The organism is Nocardia sp. NPDC004718 (assembly GCF_053601535.1).
In genome coordinates this window covers 18,456-42,469 of the sequence record NZ_JBSGCA010000016.1, presented here as the reverse complement: position 1 = coordinate 42,469, position 24,014 = coordinate 18,456, and the positions used below count along the sequence as shown (strand labels likewise).

The 24,014-nt window shown below is 67.7% G+C and carries 26 protein-coding genes; 15 read left to right on the top strand and 11 right to left on the bottom strand.

Annotated elements, in window-relative coordinates:
• Positions 1-30: 30 nt before the first annotated feature.
• Positions 31-510, bottom strand: coding sequence for a DUF7144 family membrane protein (locus ACWEH3_RS14680; RefSeq protein WP_450016228.1), 480 nt, complete (start codon positions 508-510; stop codon positions 31-33).
• A gap of 295 nt (positions 511-805) precedes the next feature.
• Here ACWEH3_RS14680 and ACWEH3_RS14675 point away from each other — a divergent pair, with 295 nt between their 5' ends.
• Together ACWEH3_RS14675 and ACWEH3_RS14670 are read left to right on the top strand one after the other, a co-directional pair.
• On the top strand, positions 806-1,258 hold the full coding sequence (locus tag ACWEH3_RS14675; protein WP_364430402.1) for a DUF6325 family protein: 453 nt from the start codon (positions 806-808) through the stop codon (positions 1,256-1,258).
• A gap of 9 nt (positions 1,259-1,267) precedes the next feature.
• Entirely contained in the window at positions 1,268-1,579 is a 312-nt protein-coding gene (locus tag ACWEH3_RS14670) for an SHOCT domain-containing protein (protein ID WP_450016230.1), read from the top strand.
• 18 nt (positions 1,580-1,597) lie between these two features.
• On the opposite strand, the gene ACWEH3_RS14665 is transcribed toward ACWEH3_RS14670, so the two are convergent.
• Positions 1,598-2,059 carry an SHOCT domain-containing protein gene (locus tag ACWEH3_RS14665; RefSeq protein WP_450016232.1) on the bottom strand — a complete coding sequence of 154 codons (462 nt, stop codon included), beginning with the start codon at positions 2,057-2,059 and terminating at the stop codon, positions 1,598-1,600.
• Positions 2,060-2,771: 712 nt separating this feature from the next.
• On the opposite strand from ACWEH3_RS14665, the gene ACWEH3_RS14660 reads away from it, so the two are divergent.
• The 3 genes from ACWEH3_RS14660 to ACWEH3_RS14650 are packed head-to-tail and all read left to right on the top strand — an operon-like array spanning position 2,772 to position 5,443.
• The gene (locus ACWEH3_RS14660; RefSeq protein WP_364430393.1) at positions 2,772-3,695 is read left to right on the top strand and encodes an ABC transporter substrate-binding protein; all 924 of its coding nucleotides are present in this window, start codon (positions 2,772-2,774) and stop codon (positions 3,693-3,695) included.
• Between the two features lie 3 nt (positions 3,696-3,698).
• Entirely contained in the window at positions 3,699-4,658 is a 960-nt protein-coding gene (locus ACWEH3_RS14655) for an amino acid ABC transporter permease (protein WP_450016234.1), read from the top strand.
• 32 nt (positions 4,659-4,690) lie between these two features.
• Positions 4,691-5,443: an amino acid ABC transporter ATP-binding protein gene (locus ACWEH3_RS14650; RefSeq protein WP_450016297.1), complete on the top strand. Its 753-nt coding sequence runs from the start codon at positions 4,691-4,693 to the stop codon at positions 5,441-5,443.
• 6 nt (positions 5,444-5,449) lie between these two features.
• On the opposite strand, the gene ACWEH3_RS14645 is transcribed toward ACWEH3_RS14650, so the two are convergent.
• Complete coding sequence (locus ACWEH3_RS14645) at positions 5,450-6,349, bottom strand: LysR family transcriptional regulator (protein WP_450016236.1); 900 nt, start codon at positions 6,347-6,349, stop codon at positions 5,450-5,452.
• A gap of 71 nt (positions 6,350-6,420) precedes the next feature.
• Here ACWEH3_RS14645 and ACWEH3_RS14640 point away from each other — a divergent pair, with 71 nt between their 5' ends.
• The 4 genes from ACWEH3_RS14640 to ACWEH3_RS14625 all read left to right on the top strand — a co-directional run bounded on the left by ACWEH3_RS14640 (position 6,421) and on the right by ACWEH3_RS14625 (position 9,328).
• Positions 6,421-7,782 carry an FAD-binding oxidoreductase gene (locus tag ACWEH3_RS14640; protein ID WP_450016238.1) on the top strand — a complete coding sequence of 454 codons (1,362 nt, stop codon included), beginning with the start codon at positions 6,421-6,423 and terminating at the stop codon, positions 7,780-7,782.
• An 80-nt stretch (positions 7,783-7,862) separates the two neighbouring features.
• Entirely contained in the window at positions 7,863-8,747 is an 885-nt protein-coding gene (locus ACWEH3_RS14635) for an SPFH domain-containing protein (RefSeq protein WP_355078229.1), read from the top strand.
• Between the two features lie 12 nt (positions 8,748-8,759).
• On the top strand, positions 8,760-8,918 hold the full coding sequence (locus ACWEH3_RS14630) for a toxin-antitoxin system HicB family antitoxin (protein ID WP_168434213.1): 159 nt from the start codon (positions 8,760-8,762) through the stop codon (positions 8,916-8,918).
• 101 nt (positions 8,919-9,019) lie between these two features.
• A complete protein-coding gene (locus ACWEH3_RS14625) occupies positions 9,020-9,328 on the top strand; it encodes a hypothetical protein (RefSeq protein ID WP_450016240.1) in 309 nt (102 codons plus the stop codon).
• Here the strand turns inward: ACWEH3_RS14625 and ACWEH3_RS14620 are convergent.
• The gene (locus ACWEH3_RS14620; protein ID WP_450016242.1) at positions 9,306-10,157 is read right to left on the bottom strand and encodes a class I SAM-dependent methyltransferase; all 852 of its coding nucleotides are present in this window, start codon (positions 10,155-10,157) and stop codon (positions 9,306-9,308) included. The genes ACWEH3_RS14625 and ACWEH3_RS14620 overlap by 23 nt on opposite strands.
• Positions 10,158-10,397: 240 nt before the next feature.
• Here ACWEH3_RS14620 and rpsA point away from each other — a divergent pair, with 240 nt between their 5' ends.
• Entirely contained in the window at positions 10,398-11,864 is a 1,467-nt protein-coding gene (rpsA, locus tag ACWEH3_RS14615) for a 30S ribosomal protein S1 (protein ID WP_039797295.1), read from the top strand.
• 70 nt (positions 11,865-11,934) lie between these two features.
• Here the strand turns inward: rpsA and ACWEH3_RS14610 are convergent, their stop codons facing one another.
• Both ACWEH3_RS14610 and ACWEH3_RS14605 read right to left on the bottom strand, forming a co-directional pair.
• A complete protein-coding gene (locus ACWEH3_RS14610) occupies positions 11,935-12,474 on the bottom strand; it encodes a hypothetical protein (protein ID WP_450016244.1) in 540 nt (179 codons plus the stop codon).
• 155 nt (positions 12,475-12,629) lie between these two features.
• On the bottom strand, positions 12,630-13,307 hold the full coding sequence (locus ACWEH3_RS14605) for an NAD(P)-dependent oxidoreductase (RefSeq protein WP_450016246.1): 678 nt from the start codon (positions 13,305-13,307) through the stop codon (positions 12,630-12,632).
• A gap of 84 nt (positions 13,308-13,391) precedes the next feature.
• On the opposite strand from ACWEH3_RS14605, the gene ACWEH3_RS14600 reads away from it, so the two are divergent.
• A complete protein-coding gene (locus ACWEH3_RS14600; protein ID WP_450016248.1) occupies positions 13,392-14,093 on the top strand; it encodes a TetR/AcrR family transcriptional regulator in 702 nt (233 codons plus the stop codon).
• Positions 14,094-14,144: 51 nt separating this feature from the next.
• Here the strand turns inward: ACWEH3_RS14600 and ACWEH3_RS14595 are convergent, their stop codons facing one another.
• On the bottom strand, positions 14,145-14,741 hold the full coding sequence (locus tag ACWEH3_RS14595) for a TetR/AcrR family transcriptional regulator (protein WP_450016250.1): 597 nt from the start codon (positions 14,739-14,741) through the stop codon (positions 14,145-14,147).
• A 91-nt stretch (positions 14,742-14,832) separates the two neighbouring features.
• On the opposite strand from ACWEH3_RS14595, the gene ACWEH3_RS14590 reads away from it, so the two are divergent.
• The gene (locus tag ACWEH3_RS14590) at positions 14,833-15,168 is read left to right on the top strand and encodes a hypothetical protein (protein WP_450016252.1); all 336 of its coding nucleotides are present in this window, start codon (positions 14,833-14,835) and stop codon (positions 15,166-15,168) included.
• A 73-nt stretch (positions 15,169-15,241) separates the two neighbouring features.
• Here the strand turns inward: ACWEH3_RS14590 and ACWEH3_RS14585 are convergent, their stop codons facing one another.
• Positions 15,242-16,678 carry an MFS transporter gene (locus ACWEH3_RS14585; RefSeq protein ID WP_450016254.1) on the bottom strand — a complete coding sequence of 479 codons (1,437 nt, stop codon included), beginning with the start codon at positions 16,676-16,678 and terminating at the stop codon, positions 15,242-15,244.
• Between the two features lie 100 nt (positions 16,679-16,778).
• Here ACWEH3_RS14585 and ACWEH3_RS14580 point away from each other — a divergent pair, with 100 nt between their 5' ends.
• On the top strand, positions 16,779-17,201 hold the full coding sequence (locus tag ACWEH3_RS14580; protein WP_450016256.1) for a MarR family winged helix-turn-helix transcriptional regulator: 423 nt from the start codon (positions 16,779-16,781) through the stop codon (positions 17,199-17,201).
• Between the two features lie 1,077 nt (positions 17,202-18,278).
• On the top strand, positions 18,279-19,490 hold the full coding sequence (gene coaE / locus ACWEH3_RS14575) for a dephospho-CoA kinase (RefSeq protein ID WP_450016258.1): 1,212 nt from the start codon (positions 18,279-18,281) through the stop codon (positions 19,488-19,490).
• Positions 19,491-19,548: 58 nt separating this feature from the next.
• On the opposite strand, the gene ACWEH3_RS14570 is transcribed toward coaE, so the two are convergent.
• Together ACWEH3_RS14570 and ACWEH3_RS14565 are read right to left on the bottom strand one after the other, a co-directional pair.
• The gene (locus ACWEH3_RS14570; protein ID WP_450016260.1) at positions 19,549-20,073 is read right to left on the bottom strand and encodes a DUF402 domain-containing protein; all 525 of its coding nucleotides are present in this window, start codon (positions 20,071-20,073) and stop codon (positions 19,549-19,551) included.
• Positions 20,074-20,130: 57 nt separating this feature from the next.
• On the bottom strand, positions 20,131-20,781 hold the full coding sequence (locus ACWEH3_RS14565; RefSeq protein ID WP_450016262.1) for a DUF402 domain-containing protein: 651 nt from the start codon (positions 20,779-20,781) through the stop codon (positions 20,131-20,133).
• A gap of 501 nt (positions 20,782-21,282) precedes the next feature.
• Here ACWEH3_RS14565 and uvrB point away from each other — a divergent pair.
• Positions 21,283-23,472 carry an excinuclease ABC subunit UvrB gene (gene uvrB, locus ACWEH3_RS14560; RefSeq protein ID WP_450016264.1) on the top strand — a complete coding sequence of 730 codons (2,190 nt, stop codon included), beginning with the start codon at positions 21,283-21,285 and terminating at the stop codon, positions 23,470-23,472.
• 65 nt (positions 23,473-23,537) lie between these two features.
• Here the strand turns inward: uvrB and ACWEH3_RS14555 are convergent, their stop codons facing one another.
• Positions 23,538-24,008 carry a VOC family protein gene (locus ACWEH3_RS14555; protein WP_355078215.1) on the bottom strand — a complete coding sequence of 157 codons (471 nt, stop codon included), beginning with the start codon at positions 24,006-24,008 and terminating at the stop codon, positions 23,538-23,540.
• Between the last annotated feature and the right edge of the window lie 6 nt (positions 24,009-24,014).

The following is a 24,014-nucleotide window of genomic DNA, read 5'->3' as shown; positions in this document are numbered from 1 at the left end:
GCTGCGTGACGCGACCGGCAGCGGCGCTGCTCAGGCCGTCGCCGAGCCGGAGGGCGGCGCTCCGGGGCCTGCGGCGGAACCCGGCCCCTGGAACGTGGTCTCCGGGTTCCACGTCGTGACGGCCCAGATCACCACCACGTCCAGCGCGATGATCAGGATGGACCAAGCCGGGTAGTACGGCAGCCACAGGAAGTTGGCAATGATCGACAGCGCCGCGATGACGATCGCCGACACCCGCGCCCAGGTCGCGCCGGTCATCAACGCGATGCCGACGACGATCATCACCACGCCGAGCACGACGTGAATCCATCCCCAGGCAGTGAAGTCGAATTCGAAGGTGTACTGCTGGCCCTGGACGAACAACTCGTCCTCGGCCACCGCCGAGATTCCTTGGAACAGCTGAAGGAATCCGACGGTGGTCAGTATGATCGCGGCCGCGATCGATGTGCCTGCGGCGATGCCTTGCCGGACGCGGTGGTTTTCCTGGCCCACAGGCGTGTGTTGCGACATTTGCGGTTCCCTTTCGCGACGAATTCGTATCGGCATGGGATGTGCGCATGCACGCCATGTCGGGGCGGGCTTCGAACCTGAGGGTCCGGGCCGGGCTGAAGGTTTCGCGACCGGGGGGCGGTCAGCGGCGTACGCTATGACTGAGATTAGCATCGGGATGGCAGCCGAGTTCGGAGTTGTCATTTCTCGGATCCGGGATGCCGGTGCGTATTCCGGCAGACCCGCGAGAGGCCGATCGGCGCCCGGGCCCGATTCGAACGGATTTCGTCATTTCGCAACGGAAAAGAGGCTTCCGGTGACCGATACCGATATCGACGCGATAGGCCCCATTGACTATCTCGTTATCGAATTTCCGCCGGACCGACCCCCGGACGGTTCGGCGCTGCCCATGCTGGCCGACCTCGTCGAGCGCGGCATCGTCCGGGTCCTCGATCTGGCGTTCGTCCGCAAGGACACCGACGGTTCCCTCACCGGAATCGACATCGCCGACATGGGACTCGAAGGGGACTTCGACATCACCCTGTTCGCGGAGGCAGGCTCGGGCCTGCTCGACGAAGCCGACCGCAGGGAAGCCGGGGCGGCGCTCGAACCGGGATGCTCGGCCGCGATCCTGGTCTACGAGAACAGGTGGGCGGCGCCTTTCGCGTCCGCGTTGCGCCGCAACGGCGCTCAGCTCGTGGCCTCCGGGCGTATCCCGGTGCAGAGCCTTTTGTCGTCGTTGGATGCCCTCGAGGCACAGAGTCGATAGGAGACCGTCATGCCGGGTTTGCTTCGCGGTGTCGCCCGCACCGCCGTCGTCGCGGGCACCGCGACCGCCGTCTCCAATCGGGTCTCACGACGTCAGGGAGAGCGCTGGGCGGCGCAGGAACAGGCACAGTACGACCCGTACGCTCAACAGCAGTATGCGCCGCAACCTGCCGCGCCGCAGCCCGCGCCCGCACCGCCGAATGACGGCGGTGCGGGCATGGACCGGATCACCGCGTTGAAGGAACTCGCCGAACTCAAGGCTCAGGGCGTACTCACGGAAGCCGAATTCGAGGCCGAGAAGGCCCGAATCCTCGCTTCTTGAGCGCGGGACCGGCGTCGCTCACCGACCCACCGGCCGGGTGGGCGCCCCGCTCGGTTGCGGCGTCGGCGCTGCGCCCGCTTGCGGCGCCGTACCGGGCTGCTGTCCCGCCAGTGCCTGGGCCTTGAGCTGCTCGAATTCGGCCACGGTGATCGCGCCGGAGTCGAGGAGGGCTTTGGCGTCGGCGATGCTCTCCGCGGGAGACCTGCCCGCGACCTCCCGGATGTACTGGTCGGTGGCTTGTTTCGCTTCTGCCTGGGCATGTTGGGCGCGCAGGGCCATGCCCCGGCCCCGGACGACGAGGTAGACCAATGCCGCGAGGTAAGGGAACACCACCAGGGCGATCACCCACACGGCTTTTGCGATGCCCGAGACGGAGTGATCCCGGAACAGATCGACCAGAATCTGGAACAGCACGATCAGGTATGCCACGAAAGCGAATACGAGGATCGTGTACCACACGTAGTCCCAGAACGAATCCATGATGTGAACCTCCTCTGACGAGCCCGCGGCGTATTCGAAATCCGCGGCTCACCATGTCCTGGATCGGGCCGTCGGACGGCCCGGCGGCCGGAAAACAAACCTTTCTCTGTGCGCTTACCGGGCTCTGCCTGTCGTATATCTCTTTGTTCGGTAGGCCAACCCGCATCGGTGCTCGGGCGTCGGTGCGAAGCGTCCGAAAGAGGAACGTCTCACCGCCGCCGTGTCGCTCGAATATTCGAGGGCACATCGATTTTCGAGTGTCCGGACAGTCGTTCGGTTCATCCGTCGATCCGGGGAAACTCGTCCGGCCCGAAAAGACCGGCAAATAATCATCGGCGCTGGCGGAGGCGTCGTCAAGATTGCCGGGGAATTCGGCGCCGGTGCCGCAACTGCGTCGTCGCGCGAATGGAGCCGGTGTCCGATGGACCGCGTGCGCGGAATTGTGAGCGCCGTGTCCACCGCCACGCCCCGGACAGCTCGCGTGGGAAGAGCCGCGGCCTACGGCGGCGGAACCGGGCCGACGCCGAGCCCGAGCCGACGTCGTTCATCCGATCCGCGGCGCGGCATCCGGCGGAGTAGGGTCTCCCCGCCGGCGCCCCGGCCCGGGGTGCGCGAGCAGATCGTGTTGCTGTTGCATTACTGTCCAGCGCGGAGCGGCCCGGTCGCTTAAATTGCCAAACGGGTGATGACGCCCGGGTAGCGTGGAGCCAAAATGTGGAGGGCTGCTGTGTCTGATCGTTCGTTTCTCGGCAGGCGCGCCCTGCGAGCCGCCACGGGCGCGCTCGCCGCGGGCGCACTTGTACTGACCGGATGTACCACCAACACCGAGGACACCGGACCCTCGGTGGCCAAGGTGCAGGTGGACAAGGTCGACGAGATCGCCGCACAACTCCCCGACAAGATCAAGCAATCCGGCCGGCTCGTCGTCGGGGTGAACATCCCCTACCAGCCGAACGAGTACAAGGACGCCAGTGGCCGGATCGTCGGCTTCGACGTCGACCTGATGGACGCGATCGCCTCCGTGCTCGGCGTCAAGGCCGAGTACCTCGAGTCGGCCTTCGAGAAGATCATCCCGTCGATCCAGGCGGGCACCTACGACGTGGGCATGTCGTCGATCACCGACTCCAAGGAACGTGAGCAGCAGGTCGACTTCACCACCTACTTCAACGCGGGCATCCAGTGGGCCCAGCAGAAGGGCAAGCCGGTCGATCCGGAGAACGCCTGCGGCAAGAAGGTCGCCGTGCAGGCCACCACCGTGGAGCACACCGACGAGGTGCCCGCCAAGAGCGCCAAGTGCGTCGCCGCGGGCAAGCCCGCCATCGATATCAAGTCGTTCGACGAGCAGAGCGCCGCGACCAACGCGCTGGTGCTCGGTCAGGTCGACGCCATGTCGGCCGATTCGCCGGTGACGGCGTACGCGATCAAGCAGAGCGGCGGCAAGATCGAGAACGCGGGGCCGGTGTTCGACTCCGCGCCCTACGGCTGGGCGGTGCCCAAGGGCGCGCCGCTGGCCGCCGTGCTGCAGAAGGCGGTCCAGCACCTGATCGACACGGGCAAATACGCCGAGATCACGAAGAACTGGGGCGTGCAGGAAGGCGCGATCACCAAGTCCGTCGTCAACGGCGCCGTGAGCTGATCGATGACGGACAACGACACTCGGCCGGCGCCCGGCGATCCCGGGCCCGGCGGAGCGGATTCGACGCGGGTGCCGGAGCCGATCAAAGCGGTTCCGCTGCGCAGGCCGGGGCGCTGGATAGCGGCGGCGGTCATCCTCGTCCTGGTGGGGTTGTTCGTCTACGGCGCCGCGACGAACCCGGCGTATCGCTGGGATACCTATGGGAAGTACCTGTTCGACACCAGGATCACCGCGGGCGCGATCGTCACGCTGGAACTCACCGTGTGCGCGATGGCGATCGCGGTCGTGCTCGGAACGGTGCTGGCCGTGATGCGGCTGTCGCCGAACCCGGTATTGCGCAGCTCGGCATGGGTGTACCTCTGGATCTTCCGCGGCACCCCGGTGTTCGTGCAGCTGGTGTTCTGGGGGCTGGTCCCCTCGCTGTACAGCCGGATCCAGCTCGGCGTTCCGTTCGGGCCGGAGTTCTTCCACCTCGACGTGCAGCAACTGCAGGCCGCGTTCGCCTTCGCCGTCATCGGCCTCGGGCTCAACGAAGCGGCGTACATGGCCGAGATCGTGCGGGCCGGGATCAATTCCGTCGGTGAAGGGCAGCGGGAAGCGTCGTTCGCGCTCGGCATGTCCTGGGGCCAGACCATGCGCCGCACGGTGCTGCCGCAGGCCATGCGCGTGATCATCCCGCCGACCGGCAACGAGCTCATCGGCATGCTGAAGACCACCTCGCTGGTCACCGGCATCCCGCTGAGCACCGATCTGTTCGGCCGGGCGCGCGACATCTACGGCGTGAACTTCCAGCCCATCCCACTGCTGTTGGTCGCCGCCACCTGGTATCTGGCGATCACGAGTGTGCTCATGGTCGGGCAGTACTACTTGGAGCGCTACTACTCGCGCGGCGTCTCCCGCACGCTGACCACCAAGCAGCTGCAGGAGCTCGCCGACGCCCAGCAGGGGGAGAAGGCCAAATGAGCGTGCAGGTCGAGAAGACCACGGCCCCTCCGATGGTCCTGGCGGACCGGGTCTGCAAGAACTTCGGCGCACTGCAGGTGCTCAAGGGCGTCTCCCTCGAGGTGGGCCGCGGCGAAGTGCTGTGCCTGATCGGGCCGTCCGGCTCGGGTAAGTCCACCTTCCTGCGCTGCATCAATCACCTGGAGCAGGTGAACGCGGGCAGGCTCTACGTCGACGGCGAGATCGTGGGCTACCGGGAGAAGAACGACAGGCTCTACGAGATGCACCCGCGCGATGCGGCCAAGCAGCGCCGCGAGATCGGCATGGTGTTCCAGCATTTCAATCTGTTCCCGCACCGGACCGCGCTGGACAACATCATCGAGGCGCCCACCCAGGTCAAGAAGGTGCGCAAAGCGGAGGCGGTGACCAGGGCGCGTGAGCTGCTGGACCGGGTCGGGCTGGCGGACAAGGCGAACGCCTACCCGGCGCAGCTGTCCGGCGGGCAGCAGCAGCGCGTGGCGATCGCCCGTGCCCTGGCCATGGACCCCAAGCTCATGCTGTTCGACGAGCCGACCTCGGCGCTGGATCCGGAGCTGGTCGGTGAGGTCCTCACGGTCATGCGGGAACTGGCCCGCTCGGGCATGACGATGGTCGTGGTGACCCATGAGATGGGATTCGCCCGCGAGGTCGCCGACCAGCTGGCGTTCATGGACGGCGGCGTGGTCGTGGAGGCGGGGCCGCCCAGGCAACTGCTGGCCGATCCCCAGCACGAGCGCACGAAGGCGTTCCTCTCGCGACTGCTCTGAGCGGGGTTACGTCCCGGCGCGCAACGCGATGCGCAGCTGCCCGAGCAGCACTTTGGCCGCCGGGCTCGCCGGACGGTCGGTGCGCCAGGCCAGTGCGAGGCGCCCGCGTGGTTCCGGGTCGACGATCCGGACGGTCCGCACCCCGAAGGCCGCGGCCTCCTCGGTGCTGAGCGCGGGCACGACCGCGACTCCGAGACCGCGCGCGGCCAGGCGCAGCAGCAGCGCGGGCGCCGCCGCCTCGTAGGCGATCGCGGGCTCGAATCCCGCCGCGGCGCATGCCCGCTCGAAGACGCCGCGGATTCCGGTGCCGGGGGTGAGACAGATCAGCGGACGATCCCGCAGCGCGGTCAGCGGGATCTCCGCACCGTAGTCGAGGTCCGCCACCGCGACGGCGGCGACCACCGCGGTCTCCAGCACCACTTCGATGCCGATGCCCGGTTCGAGGTCCGCGCCGGTCATCCCGATCAGGGCGATGTCGAGATCACCCCGGCCGAGGGCGGCGAGCATCCGCTCGGAGGTGTCCTCGGTGAGGCTGATGCCGACCTCCGGGTGGTCCCCGTGGAATTCGGCGAGCACGGCGGCGACGTCGAACTCCTCGACCGCCGCTCCCGAGATCAGGCCGACCCGGACCTGACCCCGGAGCAACCCGCTGAACTCGTCCACCGTATGGGTGATCCGCTCGGCGGCGGCCAGCGCCGCCTGCGCGTGCCGCAGAACGGCGGCGCCCACCTCGGTCAGGGTCACCGTACGCCCGCCACGGTCGAGCAGCGGTTGGCCGAGTTCGCGCTCCAGCTGCCGGATCTGGGCGCTCAGGCCGGGTTGGGCCAGATGCAGCCGAGCCGCCGCGCGGGTGAAGCTGGCTTCCTGGGCGACCGTGACGAAGTACCGTAGCTGACGCAGCTCCATAAGCGATCATTATAGGAACTAGAAGATCTATCTGTTTTACTTCCTTGCCCTGTCCGGGCAGGGTCGACGCCATGGGAAACAACGCCGCACAGATCGAAGAAAACAGCGACATCTTCACCGGCCCGGTCTTCCGCCCTGGCGACGACGGCTACGACGCGGAGATCGCCGGGTTCCAGACCGCCTACACCCATCGGCCCGCGCTGATCGTGGGGGCGGTGCACACCGAGGACGTGCGCGCCGCCGTGGAATACGCCGCGCGCCACGATCTGCCGATCGCCGTGCAGGCCACCGGCCACGGACTGTCGGTCGCCGCGGACGGCGGTGTGCTGATCAGCACCCGGCGTATGACCGGCATCCGGATCGATGCGGTGCGCCGGACCGCGCATGTCCGCGCGGGAGTGCGGGCGGGCGCGCTGGTGGACGCGGCGGCGGAGCACGGACTGGCGCCGCTGAACGGTTCGTCGCCGTCGGTGGGCGTGGTCGGCTATCTGCTCGGCGGCGGCGTCGGGCTGCTCGCGCGCCGGTTCGGGTACGCGGCCGAGCACGTGCGATCGATCGAGCTGGTCACCGCCGACGGCCGGGTGCGCACGCTGACGCCGGACGACGAGTTGTTCGGCGCCGTACTCGGCAGCGGGGGCAACTTCGGCGTCGTGACCGCGCTGGAAGTCGGCCTGGTCCCGGTCATCGCGGTGTACGGCGGACAGTTGATGTTCGACACGCCGCTGGTCGAGCGGGCGCTGGACGCGTGGCGACGATGGACCGCGACCGTGCCGGAGGACCTGACCTCGACGGTCACCATGCTCGCCTTCCCGGATATCCCCCAGGTGCCCGCGCCGCTGCGCGGACGGTACGTCGCCTCCGTCCGGATCGCTTACAACGGGCCCGCGGAAGAAGGGGAACGGCTGGTCGCGCCGCTACGGGCGGTGGGGGAACGACTGAAGGACGATCTGCGCGAAATGCCGTACCCGAAGTCGCACACCATTCACAGCGACCCCGATCATCCACACGCCTACGCCGCTACCAACGCGCTACTCGGCGAATTCACCGAGGAGACGGCCGCTGCCCTGCTCGCCGCAGCGGGCCCGGATTCCGGGGTCGGCGCGGTCGTCGACGTCCGTCATCTCGGCGGGGCGCTGGCCCGCCCGAGCGATACCGGCATCGCCGTGGATCATCGCGAGGCCGCGTATGTCGTGCGAATCATCACCGGCCCCGAGGATGCCGCGACTCGCGCCGCGATCCGCGCCGCGCTGACGCCGTGGACGCTCGGGCACAGCCTCAATTTCCTCTACGGCGCGGGCGCCGAAGCGGACGAGGCGCAGACCCGCGCGGGTTATCGGCCCGACACCTACGCCCGGCTGGCCGCGCTCAAGGCCGAGCACGACCCGCGCAATCTGTTCCGCTTCAACCGCAACATCCGGCCGGAAGCCCGCTGATCGCACCGCCGCCGCGCCCTGGTGCGGCGCGGCGGCCTCATGCTATCTTCGTGATATCACTCTGATATTGGGAGGATGTCATGCAGTTTCGATCCGCGTTCCACGTCGACGGCTTTCTGGTGCTGCTCGGGTGGTTCGTGCTCACGGTCTTGTTCGGCGGCGGCGCGGCGCTCGGTTTCGCGGTGGGCGCCAGGGACGGCAACGGCTTCGCGGTGGCCGGTGCGGTGGCGGCGGTCGTCGTGGTCGTCGTCCTGCTGCTGCTCGCGACCGGGCTGACCGTGGTCAACCCGAACGAGGCCAAAGTGGTGCAGTTCTTCGGCCGCTACGTCGGCTCGGTGAGCGAGCCCGGCTTCTATTCCGTGCTCCCGCTGACCGACCGCAAGAGCATCTCGCTGCGCGTGCGGAACTTCGAGACCCAGAAGCTCAAGGTCAACGACGCCGACGGCAACCCGGTGGAGATCGCCGCGGTGGTCGTCTACCGGGTGGTGGACAGCTTCAAGGCGGCCTTCGCCGTCGACGACTACGAGGAGTACGTCGAGACCCAGTCCGAGGCGGCCGTCCGGCACCTGGCCACGACGCACCCGTACGACGCGCACGAGGCCGACCGCACCAGCCTGCGCGACGGCGCGGAGGTGGCCGGGGAACTGACCGTCGAACTGCGGGAGCGCACCGAGATGGCTGGTATCGAGGTGCTGGAGGCGCGGATCACCCACCTCGCCTACGCGCCCGAGATCGCCCAGGCCATGCTGGTCCGCCAGCAGGCCGCCCAGGTGGTCGCCGCGCGGACCCGGATCGTCGAGGGCGCGGTCGGCATGGTCGGCCTGGCGCTGGAGCGGCTCGCTCAGGAGGGCATGGTGGAACTGGACGAGGAGCGCAAGGCGGCGATGGTGTCGAACCTGCTCGTCGTGTTGTGCGGTGACCGTCCCACCCAGCCCGTCGTCAACGCCGGTTCGCTCTACTCCTGAGGCGGGCTGCCCATGGCCGAGCGCAAGAAACTGCTGCTACGCCTGGACCCGGCCGTCCACGACGCCATCGCGAAGTGGGCGGCCGACGATCTGCGCAGCATCAACGCCCAGATCGAGTACGCGCTGCGCCTGGCGCTGGAGCAGGCCGGACGCAAACCGAAGTCGCAGTGACACGACCTCGATACCGATCAGAGATGGTGCCCCGGCCCGGGGGCGCGAAGACTTGCAAGGTGTCAGCAAATGTCCGGCCATCGGAACCGAAAGGGGAAATGATGACCACGGTCGTGCACATCGATGACACCGTCCGGGATTTCGAGACGTGGAAGCCCGCGTTCGACGGTCTGGTGCAGTACTACACCGAGGCGGGAGCCCGCAACTGCCGGGTGGCGCGGTTCACGCACAACCCCAACCGGGTGCTCATCGAGCTGGACTTCGACACCATGGCGGAGGCCGAAGCCTTCCGGGACGATCTGCACAAGCTGATCGACCTGCCGCGGACGCAGATGCTACTGGTCAGCCACGAGGTCTCCATCCTCGAGCTGGTCGATGACCGCCGTCTCACGGCCCGGGCTTCCTCGTGACGAAGATGGCCGTACCGGGGAACAGCTCACCGCGCAGCGGGCTCCACTGCCCCCATTCGCGGTCGAGCCATTCCGGCCATTCCGGTTCGACGATGTCCTCCAGCGCCAGGCCCGCCGCGACGATCTCCCTGACCCGGTCGCCGATGGTCCGGTGGTGCTCGACGTAGGTGGGCACGTCGTCGCCGTCGACCTCGACGTAAGGGGTGCGGTCGAAGTACGGGATGGTGGCGGTCAGGCCCGCCGGGCCGGGATCGTCCGGGAAGATCCAGCGCATCGGGTGGTTCACCGAGAACACCCAGCGCCCACCGGGGCGCAGCACCCGCGCCACCTCGCGCATGACCTGCGCCGAATCGGCGACGAACGGCACCGCGCCGAACGCCGAGCAGGCCAGATCGAACGACGCGTCCGCGAAAGGAAGGGCCTCGGCGTCCGCCTGCACCAGCGGCACTCGCGGGCCGCCGCGCGCCATCACCGCGAGCCCCCGCTCGAGCATCCCGCGCGACAGGTCGAGCCCGACGGGACGCGCGCCCTGCCCCGCCAGCCAGCGCGAGCACGGAGCGGAGCCGCAGCCGATCTCCAGCACCGCTTTGCCGGTGACGTCGCCGAGGAATCTCATGTCGCCTTCGTGCAGGCCCTCCGGGCACCACACGAACTCGCCGCCGGGGGAGTCCACGCCGAGGAACTCCGCGTGCGTCTCGTGGTACTGCGCGGCGTCGGCGTCCCACCACCGCCTGCTGGCCAGTCTGCTGGCCGCCGAGCCGATCCGGGTCCGCACCGTGCCCGCCGTTCCGAGCAGTGCGTTTGCTTGCGCATGGCGATCTTCCGACACGCCGATCAGACTATCGGCGTGGCGACCCGACCGGTTTGCCCGCCCGGACCGCGGTCGCGTACGCTGAACGCGCGAGTGTCTTCCGTACAGCCGTACCGAAGTTCAACCCGTGCTGAGTCTCACGCGCGTCGCGTGCGGTACGTTCCTAGTGTCCGTCTTCACACCTCGCGGTGAGATCGCAGCGTACCGAAAGTTCCAATGTCCGCAACCGACCACAATCCGTCCGGAGCAAACCGACATATGCCCACCACCGTCACCTCGCCGCAGGTAGCCGTCAACGACATCGGCTCCGCCGAGGATTTCCTCGCCGCCATCGACGCCACGATCAAGTACTTCAACGACGGCGACATCGTCGAAGGAACCATCGTCAAGGTCGATCGCGACGAGGTCCTGCTCGACATCGGTTACAAGACCGAAGGCGTCATCCCCTCTCGTGAACTCTCCATCAAGCACGACGTCGACCCCAACGAGGTCGTTTCCGTGGGCGATGAGGTCGAGGCCCTTGTTCTCACCAAGGAGGACAAGGAAGGCCGCCTGATCCTGTCGAAGAAGCGGGCGCAGTACGAGCGTGCGTGGGGCACCATCGAGGAGCTCAAGGAGAAGGACGAGGCCGTCAAGGGCACCGTCATCGAGGTCGTCAAGGGCGGCCTGATCCTCGACATCGGCCTGCGCGGCTTCCTGCCCGCGTCGCTGGTCGAGATGCGGCGCGTCCGTGATCTCCAGCCGTACGTCGGCAAGGAGATCGAGGCCAAGATCATCGAGCTGGACAAGAACCGCAACAACGTCGTGCTCTCCCGCCGCGCCTGGCTGGAGCAGACCCAGTCCGAGGTGCGCAGCGAGTTCCTGCACCAGCTGCAGAAGGGCCAGGTCCGCAAGGGTGTGGTCTCCTCGATCGTCAACTTCGGCGCCTTCGTCGACCTGGGCGGCGTGGACGGTCTGGTGCACGTCTCCGAGCTGTCCTGGAAGCACATCGACCACCCGTCCGAGGTCGTCGAGGTCGGCAACGAGGTCACCGTCGAGGTGCTCGACGTCGATCTGGACCGCGAGCGCGTCTCGCTGTCGCTCAAGGCGACCCAGGAAGACCCGTGGCGTCAGTTCGCCCGCACCCACGCGATCGGCCAGATCGTGCCGGGCAAGGTCACGAAGCTCGTTCCGTTCGGCGCGTTCGTCCGCGTCGAGGAGGGCATCGAGGGTCTGGTGCACATCTCCGAGCTGGCCGAGCGCCACGTGGAGGTGCCGGACCAGGTCGTGGCCGTCGGCGACGACGCGATGGTCAAGGTCATCGACATCGACCTGGAGCGTCGCCGGATCTCGCTGAGCCTCAAGCAGGCCAACGAGGACTACCACGCCGAGTTCGACCCGTCGAAGTACGGCATGGCCGACAGCTACGACGAGCAGGGCAACTACATCTTCCCCGAGGGCTTCGACCCCGACACCAACGAGTGGCTCGAGGGCTTCGACAAGCAGCGCGAGGAGTGGGAGGGCCGCTACGCCGAGGCGGAGCGTCGCCACAAGATGCACACCGCGCAGATGGAGAAGATGGCGGCCGACGCCGCGGCCGAGGCCGCGAACGGCGGTGGCGCGTCGAACTACTCCTCCGAGAGCGGTTCGCAGTCCTCCGCGGGCCAGGCCGAGCCCGCCGGCGGTTCGCTGGCCAGCGACGCCCAGCTGGCGGCTCTGCGTGAGAAGCTGTCCGGCAACGCCTGATCGGCAATAGCCTGAACGACTGTGCCCCAACCGGGATTCGGTTGGGGCACAGTCGTTTTCGGTGAGATTTTCAGTCGTTCTCGTGCCGCGAGGGTTTCGTCGTGCCGCGTTGCACTCGTGGCGCGCGAGCGGGCGGCCGTAGCGCCTCGTGTGGCGCCACCATCTGGGCCGTGGTGAGCGCGACGACCTGAATCTGCTCGAGCCGCAACCCCAGCGAGGCCAGCCGGGCGATGACGCCCAGCCGATGTTCCGGCAAGCCGGGGCGGATCACCAGCGGTTCCCGCTCCGGTCGACGCAAAACGTAGGCTCGACGTTCGGCGTCGAACCGCACGGGAACACCGTCCCGGATCGCCCGGTATGCGGCCAGATCCAGTGCGCTGTGCCGGATCGGGTCGATCAGCAGCGACTCGATGGATTGCTCCGCCTGCCGCAGGAACGGCTCTTGGTCCGACGGGTCCAAATGCTTGATCCGCTGGGCCACGCGGTACCGGTAATCCTCCGCGGCGGGGCGCAGCAGGGCACGGTGCCGCTCGATCTCCGCCGCGAAGGCCACGAGCTCTTCGTGGTCCACGGCGAGACGGTCGGGCGTCGAAGCAAGGACGTCGGGCATGGTGACCCCTATCTCTCGGGTTGCGGATTACTTTGTGTGGCAACCTGATCGACGTCCGACATCCCTTATTGTGCCGGAGGGGTCCGACAGAAACCGTGCGCGGCGCCCGGCTGTTCGCCCGCACGCCCCGGTTTGTTCGGCAGGCGACTCCCGCCTCAGTAGCCCACGGTGAAGCGGCGCTGAACGAAACGCGGCTGCTCGGCCTCGTCGATGAGGGCGACCGCCACGTCTTCGGCGGAGAGGTCTCCGCCGCCGGCCAAGAGTTGATCGCCGCCGATCCGGAAGCGGCCGGTGCGCTCGCCCGGATCGATCCGCCCCGAGGAGGGGCTCAGGTAGGTCCAATTGCGGTTGGACAGCCGATAGATGTTCAACGCGTCGCGCAATGCGCGCACCACCCGCGCGTAGTCCGCGGGAACGTCGAGCACCTCGGTGAGGGTGCGAGTGAAATCGGCTCCGGTGTCCAGTAATTGGATGCCGGGCGCGACTTCCAGGCTGCCCGCCCCGCCCACCGCGATCAGCCGGACGCGCGGCTGCCGGTCGAGTGCGGCGACCATCGCCCGTGCGCCCACCACGAAGTCGTCCGCTCTGGCGATGGTGTCGGCGATGCCGTGCCCGGCGTTCACCGCGCTCACGACGACGTCGAGCCCGGCTATGGCCTCGGCGATGCTGTCGGTGTCCAACCAGTCGGCCACCGCCCACGTTTCGCTCCCCTCGGGGGTCGGGACACGCGCAGGGTCGCGCGTGAATGCGGTGACCCGGTGCCCCCGTCGCAGTGCTTCGGTGACCACGCGGGACCCGATGACGCCCGTCGCCCCGAAAACTCCGATGTCCATCATTCTCCTTATCAATGTTCACTTACTACACGCCGTTCAGTAAAAACACGGCAGATAGTACTCACACGCTGTAGGGTGTCAACCGTGGCCGAGATCGTGAGAAGTCGCCGGGAGCGCCTGCGTGCCCAGACGCTGGAGGACATCACGACGATCGCGATGCGGCTGCTCGCCGAGGGCGGTCCGGACGCGATCTCGCTGCGCGCCATCGCTCGCGAGATGGGCATGACGGCGGGCGCGATCTACGGCTACTTCGCCACCCGCGACGACCTGATCTCCACCCTCATCTCGGATGTCTACACCGCCTTGGTCGACCGGCTGGAAGCGGCGCGCGACGCCGTTCCGGCGGCGGATCCGGCCGGCCGCATCATGGCCTGGGCCGAGGCCGTGCGCGCCTGGGCAATCGAACGGCCCGCCGAATTCCGGCTCATCTACGGCGATCCGGTGCCCGGCTATCGGCCGCCGCCGGGCGGACCCGCCGTCGCGGCCGAATTGCGCGCCTGTACCGGCCTGGTCGGTCTCGCGGCCGCCGCGTGGCCACGGGCCGCGGCTACCCAGTCCGCGGGTGACTGCACGTGGTCCGACTTCGACGCGAGCTTGGTCGACCATGTCCGGTCCGACTTCCCGGATCTGCCTCCCGATGCGCTCGCCCTCGCCCTGCGTCTGTGGGGCCGGATGCACGGCCCGATCGCACTGGAGGTGTACGGCCACCTGCGTCCACAGTCGCAGGATCCAGGGAAACTGTTCCGCGCCGAGATGTGCGACCTGGTTCGTTCGCTCGGCTTCTAGCCCGTCGGGTTCGGCGGCGGTTCCGCAGCGGCGTCGCGGAGCGCGGACGGTCTAGCGTGCCGGTCGTGTTCCCTCGTACGATCCCGGTTCGGAGGGGCCGTGCGCGATGTCGTGAAAGGCGTTGCGCAGCAAGGCGATGATGCGCTGCGGCGGCGCGTCGCGCAGACCATCGAGTTCGAGCAGATGACGGCCGATCACCACGCCGATGGTGAGGGCTCCCAGCAATCCGGCGCGCAGGTCCGCCTCGTCGTCGCGCAACTGCCCGGCCGCTTCCCGCTGTCGCGCGGTCATGGCCGCGCGTACCTCGTCGGCGGCGTCCGGGTGGGTGAGCATCGAGCGAATCGCCGCCAGCGTGTTGACCGGCTGGTCGGCGAGCTTGATGGCGAGCGCGTCGAGCAGAAGTTCGGCGACCTGCTCCGGCGTCCCGGTGATCGGGTGGTCGTCGGCGAAGACCGCGACACGCGCGAACAAATTCTCTTTCGATCCGAAATAGCGCATCACCAGGCTCGGATCGGTGTCCGCCTCCGCCGCGACGGCCCGGATGGTCGTCCGGTCGTAGCCGATCTCCGCGAACAACCGGCCCGCCGCCGCCAGGATCCGTTTCTCGGTGTTGCGGCGCTGCTGGGCTCGGGTGGGAGTGGCATCCATGAATTCAGTCTACGTGCGTTGACTCAAAGGCCGCGCAGGGGTAGCTTTCGGTCTACAACTGTTGACCGAATTGGAGAGTGAGGTGGTAGCGATGTGGTCCACTGTCGCCCTGGCCCTCGTTGCCGGGATCCTGGGAGTGAACGCCGTTCCGCATTTCGTGAAAGGGATGATGGGGGAGGAGTTCCCGAACGTCACGGGTAACGCGCCCGTGCGCAACTCCGTGGCCGGATTCCTCGGACTGCTGCTGACGGCGCTGCTGGTGTACTGGGCCGACTTGGCGAGTCATCCATGGGCCGGTGCGGTGAGCATCGGCATCGGAGGCCTGAGCATGGCGGTCTTCCACGGTCTGGGTGGGGCTTACCGCCTCAATACCGCACTCGGGCTGCCGAATCCGCCTCGGCAGATGCACGCGGGTACGACTGCCTGACCCCGTGTTCCGGGCTGGTGCGGCTTCGGCGAGGCATCCGATGAGGTGTCTCGCCGTCGCCGGTCCATGAATTTCAGCGAGCCGGTGCCGGAGCGGTGCCGGCTTTCGCTGTGATACCGAGTGCCGCGAGGATCGCCGCCACCGCGAGAATCCCCGAGCTGATTTCGAATGCGAGCCGGAATCCCTGGGTGAGTGCGGATTCGGTGGAGATCCCGGACTCCAGCAACGCGGTGCTGCGGCTGATCGCGACGGTGCTGAGCACGCCGAGCCCGAACGCGCCGCCGAGCTGTTGCGTCGTCGTCACCAGTCCGGAGGCCAATCCGGTGATGTCCTCGTGGGTTTCACCGACCGCCGCGATGGTGATCGACACGAACGCCAAGCCCATTCCGAACCCGGCGGCCAGCATGCCAGGCAACAGCTCCCGATAGCCTCCCGTGGGTGACAGCCGGGACAGCGCGAGCATGCCGAGACCGCAGGCGATCATCGCGGTGGTCAGAACCCAGCGGACGCCCAAGCGTGGAGTGAGGGCCGCGGAGGTCGCGAAGCCCGCGATCACCAACGCGCAGAACGGCAGCCAGGCCGCTCCGGTTCGGGCCGGGCTGTAGTGCATGACCTGTTGCAGGTGGAGGGTGAGGAAGAACAGCATCGACAGGATCGCCGAGCAGAACAGGACGTTGGCCGCGTTGGCGACCGCCCGATCCCGATCGCGGAAGAACGACAAGGGAATCAGGGGGGATGCGTGGCGCCGTTCGCGAACGAGGAACGCGATCAGCAGCGCGAGACCCGCACCCAGCCGGAACACCGTCGCCGCGAGAGATGTTCGGCCGCTGTCGATCAGCCCGTAGTCGAACGCCGCGACCGCCGCCGTGATCAGGGCTGCGCCGAGCCCGTCGATGCGCGGCCGCGCGGCCCCGCTCCGGGTTCCCGTCTCGACCAGTCGTGGGATCGCGACCAGGGCGATCAGCGCCACCGGCACATTGGTGAAGAAGCACCAACGCCAGCTCGCGTACTGAGTGATGACGCCGGAAAGCACCACGCCGAGCGTGGCCGCCAAGCCGCCGAGGCCGGCCCAGATGCCCAAGGCTCGACTGCGCGCCCGTGGGTCGGTGAACAATCCCGCGACGATGCTCAGCGCGGCCGGGCTGGCGAGTGCGCCGCCGATGCCCTGCCCCGCGCGGCTCGCCACCACCATCAAGCCGTTCTGCGCGAGGCCGGTGGTCAGTGACGCTACCGCGAACACGGAGACGCCCACCAGGAAGACGCGCTTGCCGCCGAACAGGTCGGCGCAACGTCCGCCGAAGATCAGGAACCCGCCGAACAGCAGGAGGTAGGCGTTGACGATCCAGGTCAGGTCGCTTTCGGACATGTGCAGCGAGCGCTGGATGGTGGGCAGTGCGACGTTGACCACGGTGTCGTCCAGATTCAGCATCATCTGCACCGAGCACAACAGTGTCAACGCCAGATAGCCGGACCTCAGGCCGGGGCGCGGTGCGATCGTCGAAGTAGTCATGGTTCCTTCACTGGTGGTGTACCACTATTACCGAGCTATGGTGACATCCCATTCAATGGTGGTCAACCACTAATTAGTCCGCCGTAGGTAGGCTGTGCCGGTGAGCGAACCGCAAGAGGTGCCGAGCATGGCGGAGTTGGTCGACGTGCTGCAGCGCGCGGTCGGGCTGGTGCGTGCGCATTTCGCCGCCGCCACAGCACGTTTGGGCGTGACCCCGGCGCAGGCGAAGGCCCTGGGGCGACTGGCTACGCCCCTGACGCCGAAGGATCTCTCCCGCCAGTTGGGTGCCGACCTGTCGAATACCGCGAGCATGGTGGACCGCTTGGAGGCGCTGGGCCTGGTGCGCAAGGAGGTGCACCCCACCGATCGCCGCGCGCGCCTGCTGACTCTCACCGAGCGGGGAGAGGAGCTCCGGAGAACTCTCGATCGAGAGGTGTTCGACAACGTGCCCGCACTGGCCGTGCTCGACGAACCGGAGCGCAGGCAACTGTACGGGCTGCTGCGCCGCGTGACGGCGGGCTGATCGCGTCGGTAGCTAGGCTCGCTGCGGATGGTTTGCCAGGAGACGCACCGCATCGAGAATCCCGTCGACCGGTGGTGAATGGCAATATCCCGCTGGCGATAATGCCGGGAATTCGGTCGTCGGCGCTTTTGGGACCGTTCGGTGGGCCGGGTTTCGGGAGAGGCGGTGGAAACGGCGGCGGTTTCGGAGATGTCTTTCTCTCGTTCCGGTGACGGTCACGAATCGAAACCGAGAGCATGCCGTGGCGTCGCACGGCTTCGTCACCGAATCGCAGGAGAACTCTCGTAATTATTTACGATGGCACCCGGGCATCCCGGGCCGCTCGGAGTTCGCGCTCTGGGAAGCACGGCTTATTCGGGGACGGTCGGCGCGGAGTTCCGCCGGAAGCGAGTTCACTGTCGCGGCCCGCGATCGATCTTGCATCTGTACTTACATTCTGTCCGGCCGATGTCGTGCACCGAGAACCTGCGCTCACCGGGGGTACGCAAAACAGTGGCCCAGCCTTGGCGAGAGGCTGGGCCACTTCGAGCTCGGGTTCAGCTTGCGGTAGCAGGTACCCACCGGACCGCGGGTGCGGCCGGACGGTTCCGCATGGCAGCGAAACTGTGCCGCGCGGGACTGATGAACGCGGTGAACCAAGAGCGACGGTGCTCGGCGAGCGCCGCCGCGACAGCGGGGATCTGAATGCAGTGCACTCGCCCCGCCATGCCCAGGCGGTGGCGACCCGCCCGGTTGATTCTGGTGCCCAATGGTGTTCCTTTGCTTCGCTGGTGTCGGCCTGGATCGCCACGGCGAAGATTAGCGGAACGAAACTGATCGGCAGAGTATTTTGCCCGAGTAATTGCTTCGGCGTGTCGGAAAGTCGTCGCGGCCGAACCGTAAACATCCGGAATTGTTGCGAATCGGTCTCGGCGCTGTCACGGATCGGGCAAATGGCTTCCCGGGCGGTGGAATACGCGACCGCATCGGGTAACCGGCCGGATTGCGCGTCGACGGGCCGGGCATACGAGGCGGACCGTCGCCGACGCGCTCGGGGCAGCACAGGCCCGCGCCACGCCCGGATGCGAGACTGGTCGAATGTTACGAATCGGCCTCACCGGAGGCATGGGAGCGGGGAAATCGACGGTGGCTCGGGCACTGGCCGACCTCGGCGCGGTGGTCATCGATTCCGACCTCATCGCCAGGGAGGTGGTCGAGCCGGGCACCGAGGGACTCGCCGCGCTGGTGGAAGCGTTCGGCGCGGGCATCCTCGCCGCGGACGGCAGTCTCGACCGGCCCGCCCTGGCGGCCGAGGCCTTCGGTGACGACGCGGCGCGCGCGAAACTGAATTCGATCGTGCACCCGCTCGTGGGAAAACGTACCGCGGAATTGATCGCGGCCGCACCCGCGGACGCCGTTGTGGTGCAGGATATTCCGCTTCTGGTGGAAAACGGCCTGGCGCCGTTGATGAATCTCGTGCTCATCGTCGACGTCGACGCCGAAACGCGAATTCGCCGTTTGGTGGAATTCCGTGGTGTCGCCGAATCAGATGCGCGTGCGCGTATTTCGGCGCAGGCCACCGACGAGCAGCGCCGAGCCGTTGCCGATGTATTGCTGGACAACAGTGGCGCGCCGGGTGAGGTCGAGGCTGAGGTGCGCGCGCTGTGGGCGGAGCGCCTGGTGCCCTTCGAGCGCAACTTGCGCGCCGGGACGCCCGCGCGACGCGGTGACATCCGGCTGGTGCCCGCCGATCCGGAATGGCCCACGCAGGCGCGGCGGCTGATCGCCCGGCTGTGGGTGGCCTGCGGCAGCGCCGCCTCCCGGATCGACCACGTCGGTTCCACGTCCGTGCCGGGGCTGCCCGCCAAGGACGTCATCGATTTGCAGATCACGGTCGCCGACCTGGCCGCCGCCGACGGCCTGCGCGATGCCATCGCCGCCGCGGGATTCCCGGCGCGGCCGGAGAATACCCAGGACAATCCCAAGCCGACGCCGCAGGACCCGGCGGGCGTGGACACCGCGCTGTGGAGCAAGCGCTTCCACCAGAGCGCCGACCCCGGCCGGTTGGCCAACGTGCACGTGCGCGTCGAGGGTTCGCCGGGGCAGCAGTACGCGCTGCTGCTGCGGGATTGGCTGCGCGCCGACGCCGGGGCTCGCGCGGAGTATCTCGCCGTCAAGCGCGAGGGTGAAGCCAAGGCCGCGGGGCTGACGGGCGCGGAGGCCACCGCGGCCTACCTCGACGTCAAAGAGCCCTGGTTCGACGCCGCGTATCCGAGGGCGCTCGCTTGGCGGGAGTCGTCGGCGCCTTGACCGCCCGCGCCCCTGCCGTCCGTCGCGCTGATCGGGTCGGGTGTGCGCAGGTTCGGGACTACAGCCAGGTCAAGGTGATGTCCATGGTCTCCAGCCAGCCCTCGAAGGTGTGACCGTTGGCGGCGATGCCGTCGATGGCGGCGGTGGCGTGCTGCACCGCCGCCTCGGCGTCGGCGAGGCCGATCAGGCCCGCGGCGTGCGCGGCGATCAGCTCGTCGACGTCGAGCAGCTGCGTCTCGCGTGCGGAGCGCACGACGATGTCGAGGTAGTGATCGACCGACTTCCACTTCTTCGGAGCGACCGGCGTGAATTCACCGATGTCGAGGTAATAGTCCTGGTCGCGCCGATGCCCGGGCAGGTAGTGGAAGATGGTCGCGCGCAAGTGCAGCTTCGGCAGCAACCAGGACTCGATGTAGTGGAACTGCGGGTGATCCGAGGTGCGCGCCATGTACAGGCCCCACGGCTCGACGTGGTACTTCTCGACCGGGCGCACGAAGCCTTTCGGATCAGTGTTCGTCAGGTCCGCGAGGTTGAAGTACTCGACTTTGGGCCGGTGCACGTCGACGATGGGTGCCTGCGTCATGCATCAAGAATCTACCGCCGTTCCCGGCGCGTCGAGCCGGAGGCAGTAATCCGCGGGCTACATCCAGGTGAGGGTGATGCCGTGGGTGGCGAGCCAGCCCTCCACGCGGTGATCGTGCGCGGCCAGCCCGTCCAGCACGGCCGTGGCCCGCTCGAACGCCCGGTGCGCCTGCGCCGTCTCGACCAGTCCCGCGGCATGCGCGGCGAGCAGTTCGTCGACGCCGAGCAGTTCGGCGGTGCCGCCGCGGCGCACGACGATGGACAAGTACTGGTCCACCGCCTTCCAGCGTTTCTGGCCGACCCGGCTGAACTCGCCGACGTCGAGGCGGAAGACCGGTTCCCGGTGATGTGCCGGGTTGGTCCGCGCCAGCGTCGCGCGCAACGAGAGTCCCGGCAGCAACCAGGATTCGAGGTAGTGCGAATCCGGTCCGCCGACCCGGCGGGCCATGTATAGGCCCCACGGCTCGACGTGGAAGCGGTCGACCGGGCGGACGAAGCCCTTGGCGTCGGTGTTGCTGAGTTCGGCCAGATTGAAGAACTCCACCCGCGGCCGGTGCGGCGCCGGTCTGATCGGAGCGATCGGCCCTGGTGGGGCGGCCATGACGGCGCCGGCGACGGAGGGAACCACCGCGCGGATGTCTCTGGCGACGTACCCGGCGATGCCGGTCACAGCCGGCACGGCGACGAGCAATGGAATCAGACCGCTCATGGCTTTTGTCCTTCACCACGTCCGAACAACCAGATCAGGTTACACCTGGGCCGGGGTGATCGCGCGGTTCGCGATAAGGTGTTCTCACACACGAAACCTGTTGCCGCAACGGACATTTCGGACATGTAACGGTTCCCGCCGAGCGAGGGTGCGGGGGCTGTGAGGATGCGGTCGAGCGCCGGCCGCATGGCGAACTCCGTGCCGCCGAGGATGATAGGAGCGGGCTCGCACCGCTCATCGAAAGTCGTTGAAATTGTTCGCTTTCGGTGTACCCACCGGGCGGTGTCGCTTATTCCCCTTCTTCTCGATGGCCGACAGGAGGCTCCATCACGTCCGTGCGCATCAGTGGCACGCGAGCTCGTGAACCTTTCGGCGGACGACCGGCCGGCGACCGATTTCGATGTGATCGGTCTCACAGCGCCGAAGCCTGGGGAATCACCCGGCTCGTGACCGTCCGTTGTCCACGGGAACCTGTCGGTAGGTGGGCCTAGGCTGGTGAGCATGGCATTCGCAACCGAGATTCCGGCGGAGGGCTTCGAGGGCAGGGCCGCCGAGCCGCCGCTCGCGCACTCGGAGTTCCGCCCGGTCGGCGAGATCGAGCGCGTCGGCGGCCGGTTCGAGGTGGTCAGCGAGCACCAGCCCGCGGGCGACCAGCCTGCCGCGATCGCCGAACTGGAGCGCAGGATCACCGCGGGAGAGCGCGACGTGGTACTGCTCGGCGCCACCGGTACGGGCAAGTCGGCCACCACGGCCTGGCTGATCGAGCGGTTGCAGCGGCCGACGCTGGTGATGGCGCCGAACAAGACGCTCGCCGCCCAGCTGGCCAACGAACTGCGCGAGATGCTGCCGAACAACGCCGTCGAGTACTTCGTCTCCTACTACGACTACTACCAACCCGAGGCGTACATCGCGCAGACCGACACCTACATCGAGAAGGACAGCTCGATCAACGACGACGTCGAGCGGCTGCGCCATTCGGCGACCTCGAGCCTGCTGTCCCGGCGCGATGTGGTGGTGGTCGCCTCGGTGTCGTGCATCTACGGCCTCGGCACGCCCCAGTCGTATCTCGACCGGTCGGTGCAGCTGCAGGTCGGCACCGAGATCGATCGGGACGCGCTGCTGCGGTTGCTGGTCGACGTGCAGTACACCCGCAACGACATGGCGTTCACCCGCGGCTCGTTCCGGGTGCGCGGCGACACCGTGGAGATCATCCCGTCCTACGAGGAACTCGCGGTTCGCATCGAGTTCTTCGGCGACGAGATCGAGGCGCTGTACTACCTGCACCCGCTCACCGGCGACGTCGTCCGTCAGGTCGACATGCTGCGGATCTTCCCCGCCACCCACTACGTGGCGGGCCCGGAGCGGATGGAGCGCGCGGTGCACGACATCGAGGCCGAGCTGGAGGACCGGCTCGCCGAGCTGGAACGCCAGGGGAAGCTGCTCGAGGCGCAACGGCTGCGCATGCGTACCCAATACGACCTGGAGATGATCCGGCAGGTCGGCTTCTGCTCCGGCATCGAGAACTACTCCCGCCACATCGACGGCCGCCCGGCCGGTTCGGCGCCCGCGACGCTGCTGGATTACTTCCCGGAGGACTTCCTGCTCGTCATCGACGAGTCGCACAACACCGTCCCGCAGATCGGCGGTATGTACGAGGGCGACATGTCCCGCAAGCGCAACCTGGTGGAATACGGCTTCCGGTTGCCGTCCGCGGTGGACAACCGGCCGCTGACCTGGGAGGAATTCGCCGATCGGATCGGGCAGACGGTGTATCTGTCGGCGACTCCCGGTCCGTACGAACTCGGGCAGACCGGCGGCGAGGTGGTCGAGCAGGTCATCCGGCCGACCGGCCTGGTCGATCCGCAGGTCGTGGTGAAGCCGACGAAGGGGCAGATCGACGATTTGATCCACGAGATCAGGCAGCGCACCGAGCGTGACGAACGGGTCCTGGTCACCACGCTCACGAAGAAGATGGCCGAGGACCTCACCGACTACCTGCTCGGACTGGGGGTCCGGGTGCGCTATCTGCACTCCGAGATCGACACCTTGCGCCGCGTCGAGCTGCTGCGGCAGCTGCGGCTCGGCGAATACGACGTGCTGGTGGGCATCAACCTGCTGCGCGAGGGCCTCGACCTGCCCGAGGTGTCGCTGGTGGCGATCCTCGACGCGGACAAGGAAGGATTCCTCCGCAGCACCACCGCGCTGATCCAGACGATCGGGCGCGCGGCGCGCAACGTCTCCGGCGAAGTGCACATGTACGCGGACAAGATCACCGACTCGATGCAGTTTGCCATCGACGAGACCGAACGCCGCCGCGCGAAACAGATCGCCTACAACGAGGAAATGGGCATCGATCCGAAGCCGCTGCGCAAGAAGATCGCCGACATCCTCGATCAGGTGTACCGCGAGGCCGACGAGACCGAGATAGAGGTCGGTGGCTCCGGACGCAACGCCAGCCGGGGCAGGCGCGCGCAAGGCGAGCCGGGGCGGGCGGTGAGCGCGGGCGTGTACGAGGGCCGCGACGTCAAGTCGATGCCGCGCGCCGAACTGGCCGATCTCGTGAAGGAACTCACCGCACAGATGATGAACGCGGCTCGGGAGTTGCAGTTCGAACTCGCCGGGCGGTTGCGCGACGAGATCGCGGATCTGAAGAAGGAATTGCGCGGCATGGACGCCGCCGGGTTGAGTTGATCCGGGGCGCGGCGGCGCTGCCTCCGCGGTGCGTTCCCGGAACGACCGCGGAGGCAGCCGAGCTGTCAGGCCTGGGTGGCCATCCATTCGTTGACCCGGCGCTCGGCCTCTTCCCGCGAGACGTCCTCGACCTTGGTGAGCACCACCCAACGGTGCCCGAAGGGATCGATCACCACGCCGAACCGGTCGCCGGTCACGAAGGTCTGCGGCTCCTCGACCTTGCGGGCGCCGTGTTCGACGGCGCGCCGCACCACGGCGTCGACATCGGGGCAGTAGTGCACGATCGAGGTGTGCACCCACTCGCCGTTCGGCGCCAGCACGCCGTTGTCCGGGATGGGCAGCCCCATCTGCAGGGTCGAGTCGCCGATCTTCAGTTCGGCGTGCGCGGGCTGCCCGTCGGGCATGTCGTTGCGAGTGACGACCTCGGCCTCGAAGACGGCGGTGTAGAAATCGATCGCTTTGTTGCCGTCGCCGACCGCGAGGAAACAGGTGATCGAGTGGTAGCCATCGGCAATGGGATTCACTGTGTTCGTCATGACCAC

What these genes read in the sequence shown, in the direction of transcription:
- ACWEH3_RS14680 (WP_450016228.1), bottom strand. Translation starts at nt 510, where the DNA reads ATGTCGCAACACACGCCTGTGGGCCAGGAAAACCACCGCGTCCGGCAA.
- ACWEH3_RS14670 (WP_450016230.1), top strand. Translation starts at nt 1,268, where the DNA reads ATGCCGGGTTTGCTTCGCGGTGTCGCCCGCACCGCCGTCGTCGCGGGC.
- ACWEH3_RS14665 (WP_450016232.1), bottom strand. Translation starts at nt 2,059, where the DNA reads ATGGATTCGTTCTGGGACTACGTGTGGTACACGATCCTCGTATTCGCT.
- ACWEH3_RS14660 (WP_364430393.1), top strand. Translation starts at nt 2,772, where the DNA reads ATGTGGAGGGCTGCTGTGTCTGATCGTTCGTTTCTCGGCAGGCGCGCC.
- ACWEH3_RS14655 (WP_450016234.1), top strand. Translation starts at nt 3,699, where the DNA reads ATGACGGACAACGACACTCGGCCGGCGCCCGGCGATCCCGGGCCCGGC.
- ACWEH3_RS14650 (WP_450016297.1), top strand. Translation starts at nt 4,691, where the DNA reads ATGGTCCTGGCGGACCGGGTCTGCAAGAACTTCGGCGCACTGCAGGTG.
- ACWEH3_RS14645 (WP_450016236.1), bottom strand. Translation starts at nt 6,349, where the DNA reads ATGGAGCTGCGTCAGCTACGGTACTTCGTCACGGTCGCCCAGGAAGCC.
- ACWEH3_RS14640 (WP_450016238.1), top strand. Translation starts at nt 6,421, where the DNA reads ATGGGAAACAACGCCGCACAGATCGAAGAAAACAGCGACATCTTCACC.
- ACWEH3_RS14635 (WP_355078229.1), top strand. Translation starts at nt 7,863, where the DNA reads ATGCAGTTTCGATCCGCGTTCCACGTCGACGGCTTTCTGGTGCTGCTC.
- ACWEH3_RS14630 (WP_168434213.1), top strand. Translation starts at nt 8,760, where the DNA reads ATGGCCGAGCGCAAGAAACTGCTGCTACGCCTGGACCCGGCCGTCCAC.
- ACWEH3_RS14625 (WP_450016240.1), top strand. Translation starts at nt 9,020, where the DNA reads ATGACCACGGTCGTGCACATCGATGACACCGTCCGGGATTTCGAGACG.
- rpsA (WP_039797295.1), top strand. Translation starts at nt 10,398, where the DNA reads ATGCCCACCACCGTCACCTCGCCGCAGGTAGCCGTCAACGACATCGGC.
- ACWEH3_RS14610 (WP_450016244.1), bottom strand. Translation starts at nt 12,474, where the DNA reads ATGCCCGACGTCCTTGCTTCGACGCCCGACCGTCTCGCCGTGGACCAC.
- ACWEH3_RS14605 (WP_450016246.1), bottom strand. Translation starts at nt 13,307, where the DNA reads ATGGACATCGGAGTTTTCGGGGCGACGGGCGTCATCGGGTCCCGCGTG.
- ACWEH3_RS14595 (WP_450016250.1), bottom strand. Translation starts at nt 14,741, where the DNA reads ATGGATGCCACTCCCACCCGAGCCCAGCAGCGCCGCAACACCGAGAAA.
- ACWEH3_RS14590 (WP_450016252.1), top strand. Translation starts at nt 14,833, where the DNA reads ATGTGGTCCACTGTCGCCCTGGCCCTCGTTGCCGGGATCCTGGGAGTG.
- ACWEH3_RS14585 (WP_450016254.1), bottom strand. Translation starts at nt 16,678, where the DNA reads ATGACTACTTCGACGATCGCACCGCGCCCCGGCCTGAGGTCCGGCTAT.
- coaE (WP_450016258.1), top strand. Translation starts at nt 18,279, where the DNA reads ATGTTACGAATCGGCCTCACCGGAGGCATGGGAGCGGGGAAATCGACG.
- ACWEH3_RS14570 (WP_450016260.1), bottom strand. Translation starts at nt 20,073, where the DNA reads ATGACGCAGGCACCCATCGTCGACGTGCACCGGCCCAAAGTCGAGTAC.
- ACWEH3_RS14565 (WP_450016262.1), bottom strand. Translation starts at nt 20,781, where the DNA reads ATGAGCGGTCTGATTCCATTGCTCGTCGCCGTGCCGGCTGTGACCGGC.
- uvrB (WP_450016264.1), top strand. Translation starts at nt 21,283, where the DNA reads ATGGCATTCGCAACCGAGATTCCGGCGGAGGGCTTCGAGGGCAGGGCC.
- ACWEH3_RS14555 (WP_355078215.1), bottom strand. Translation starts at nt 24,008, where the DNA reads ATGACGAACACAGTGAATCCCATTGCCGATGGCTACCACTCGATCACC.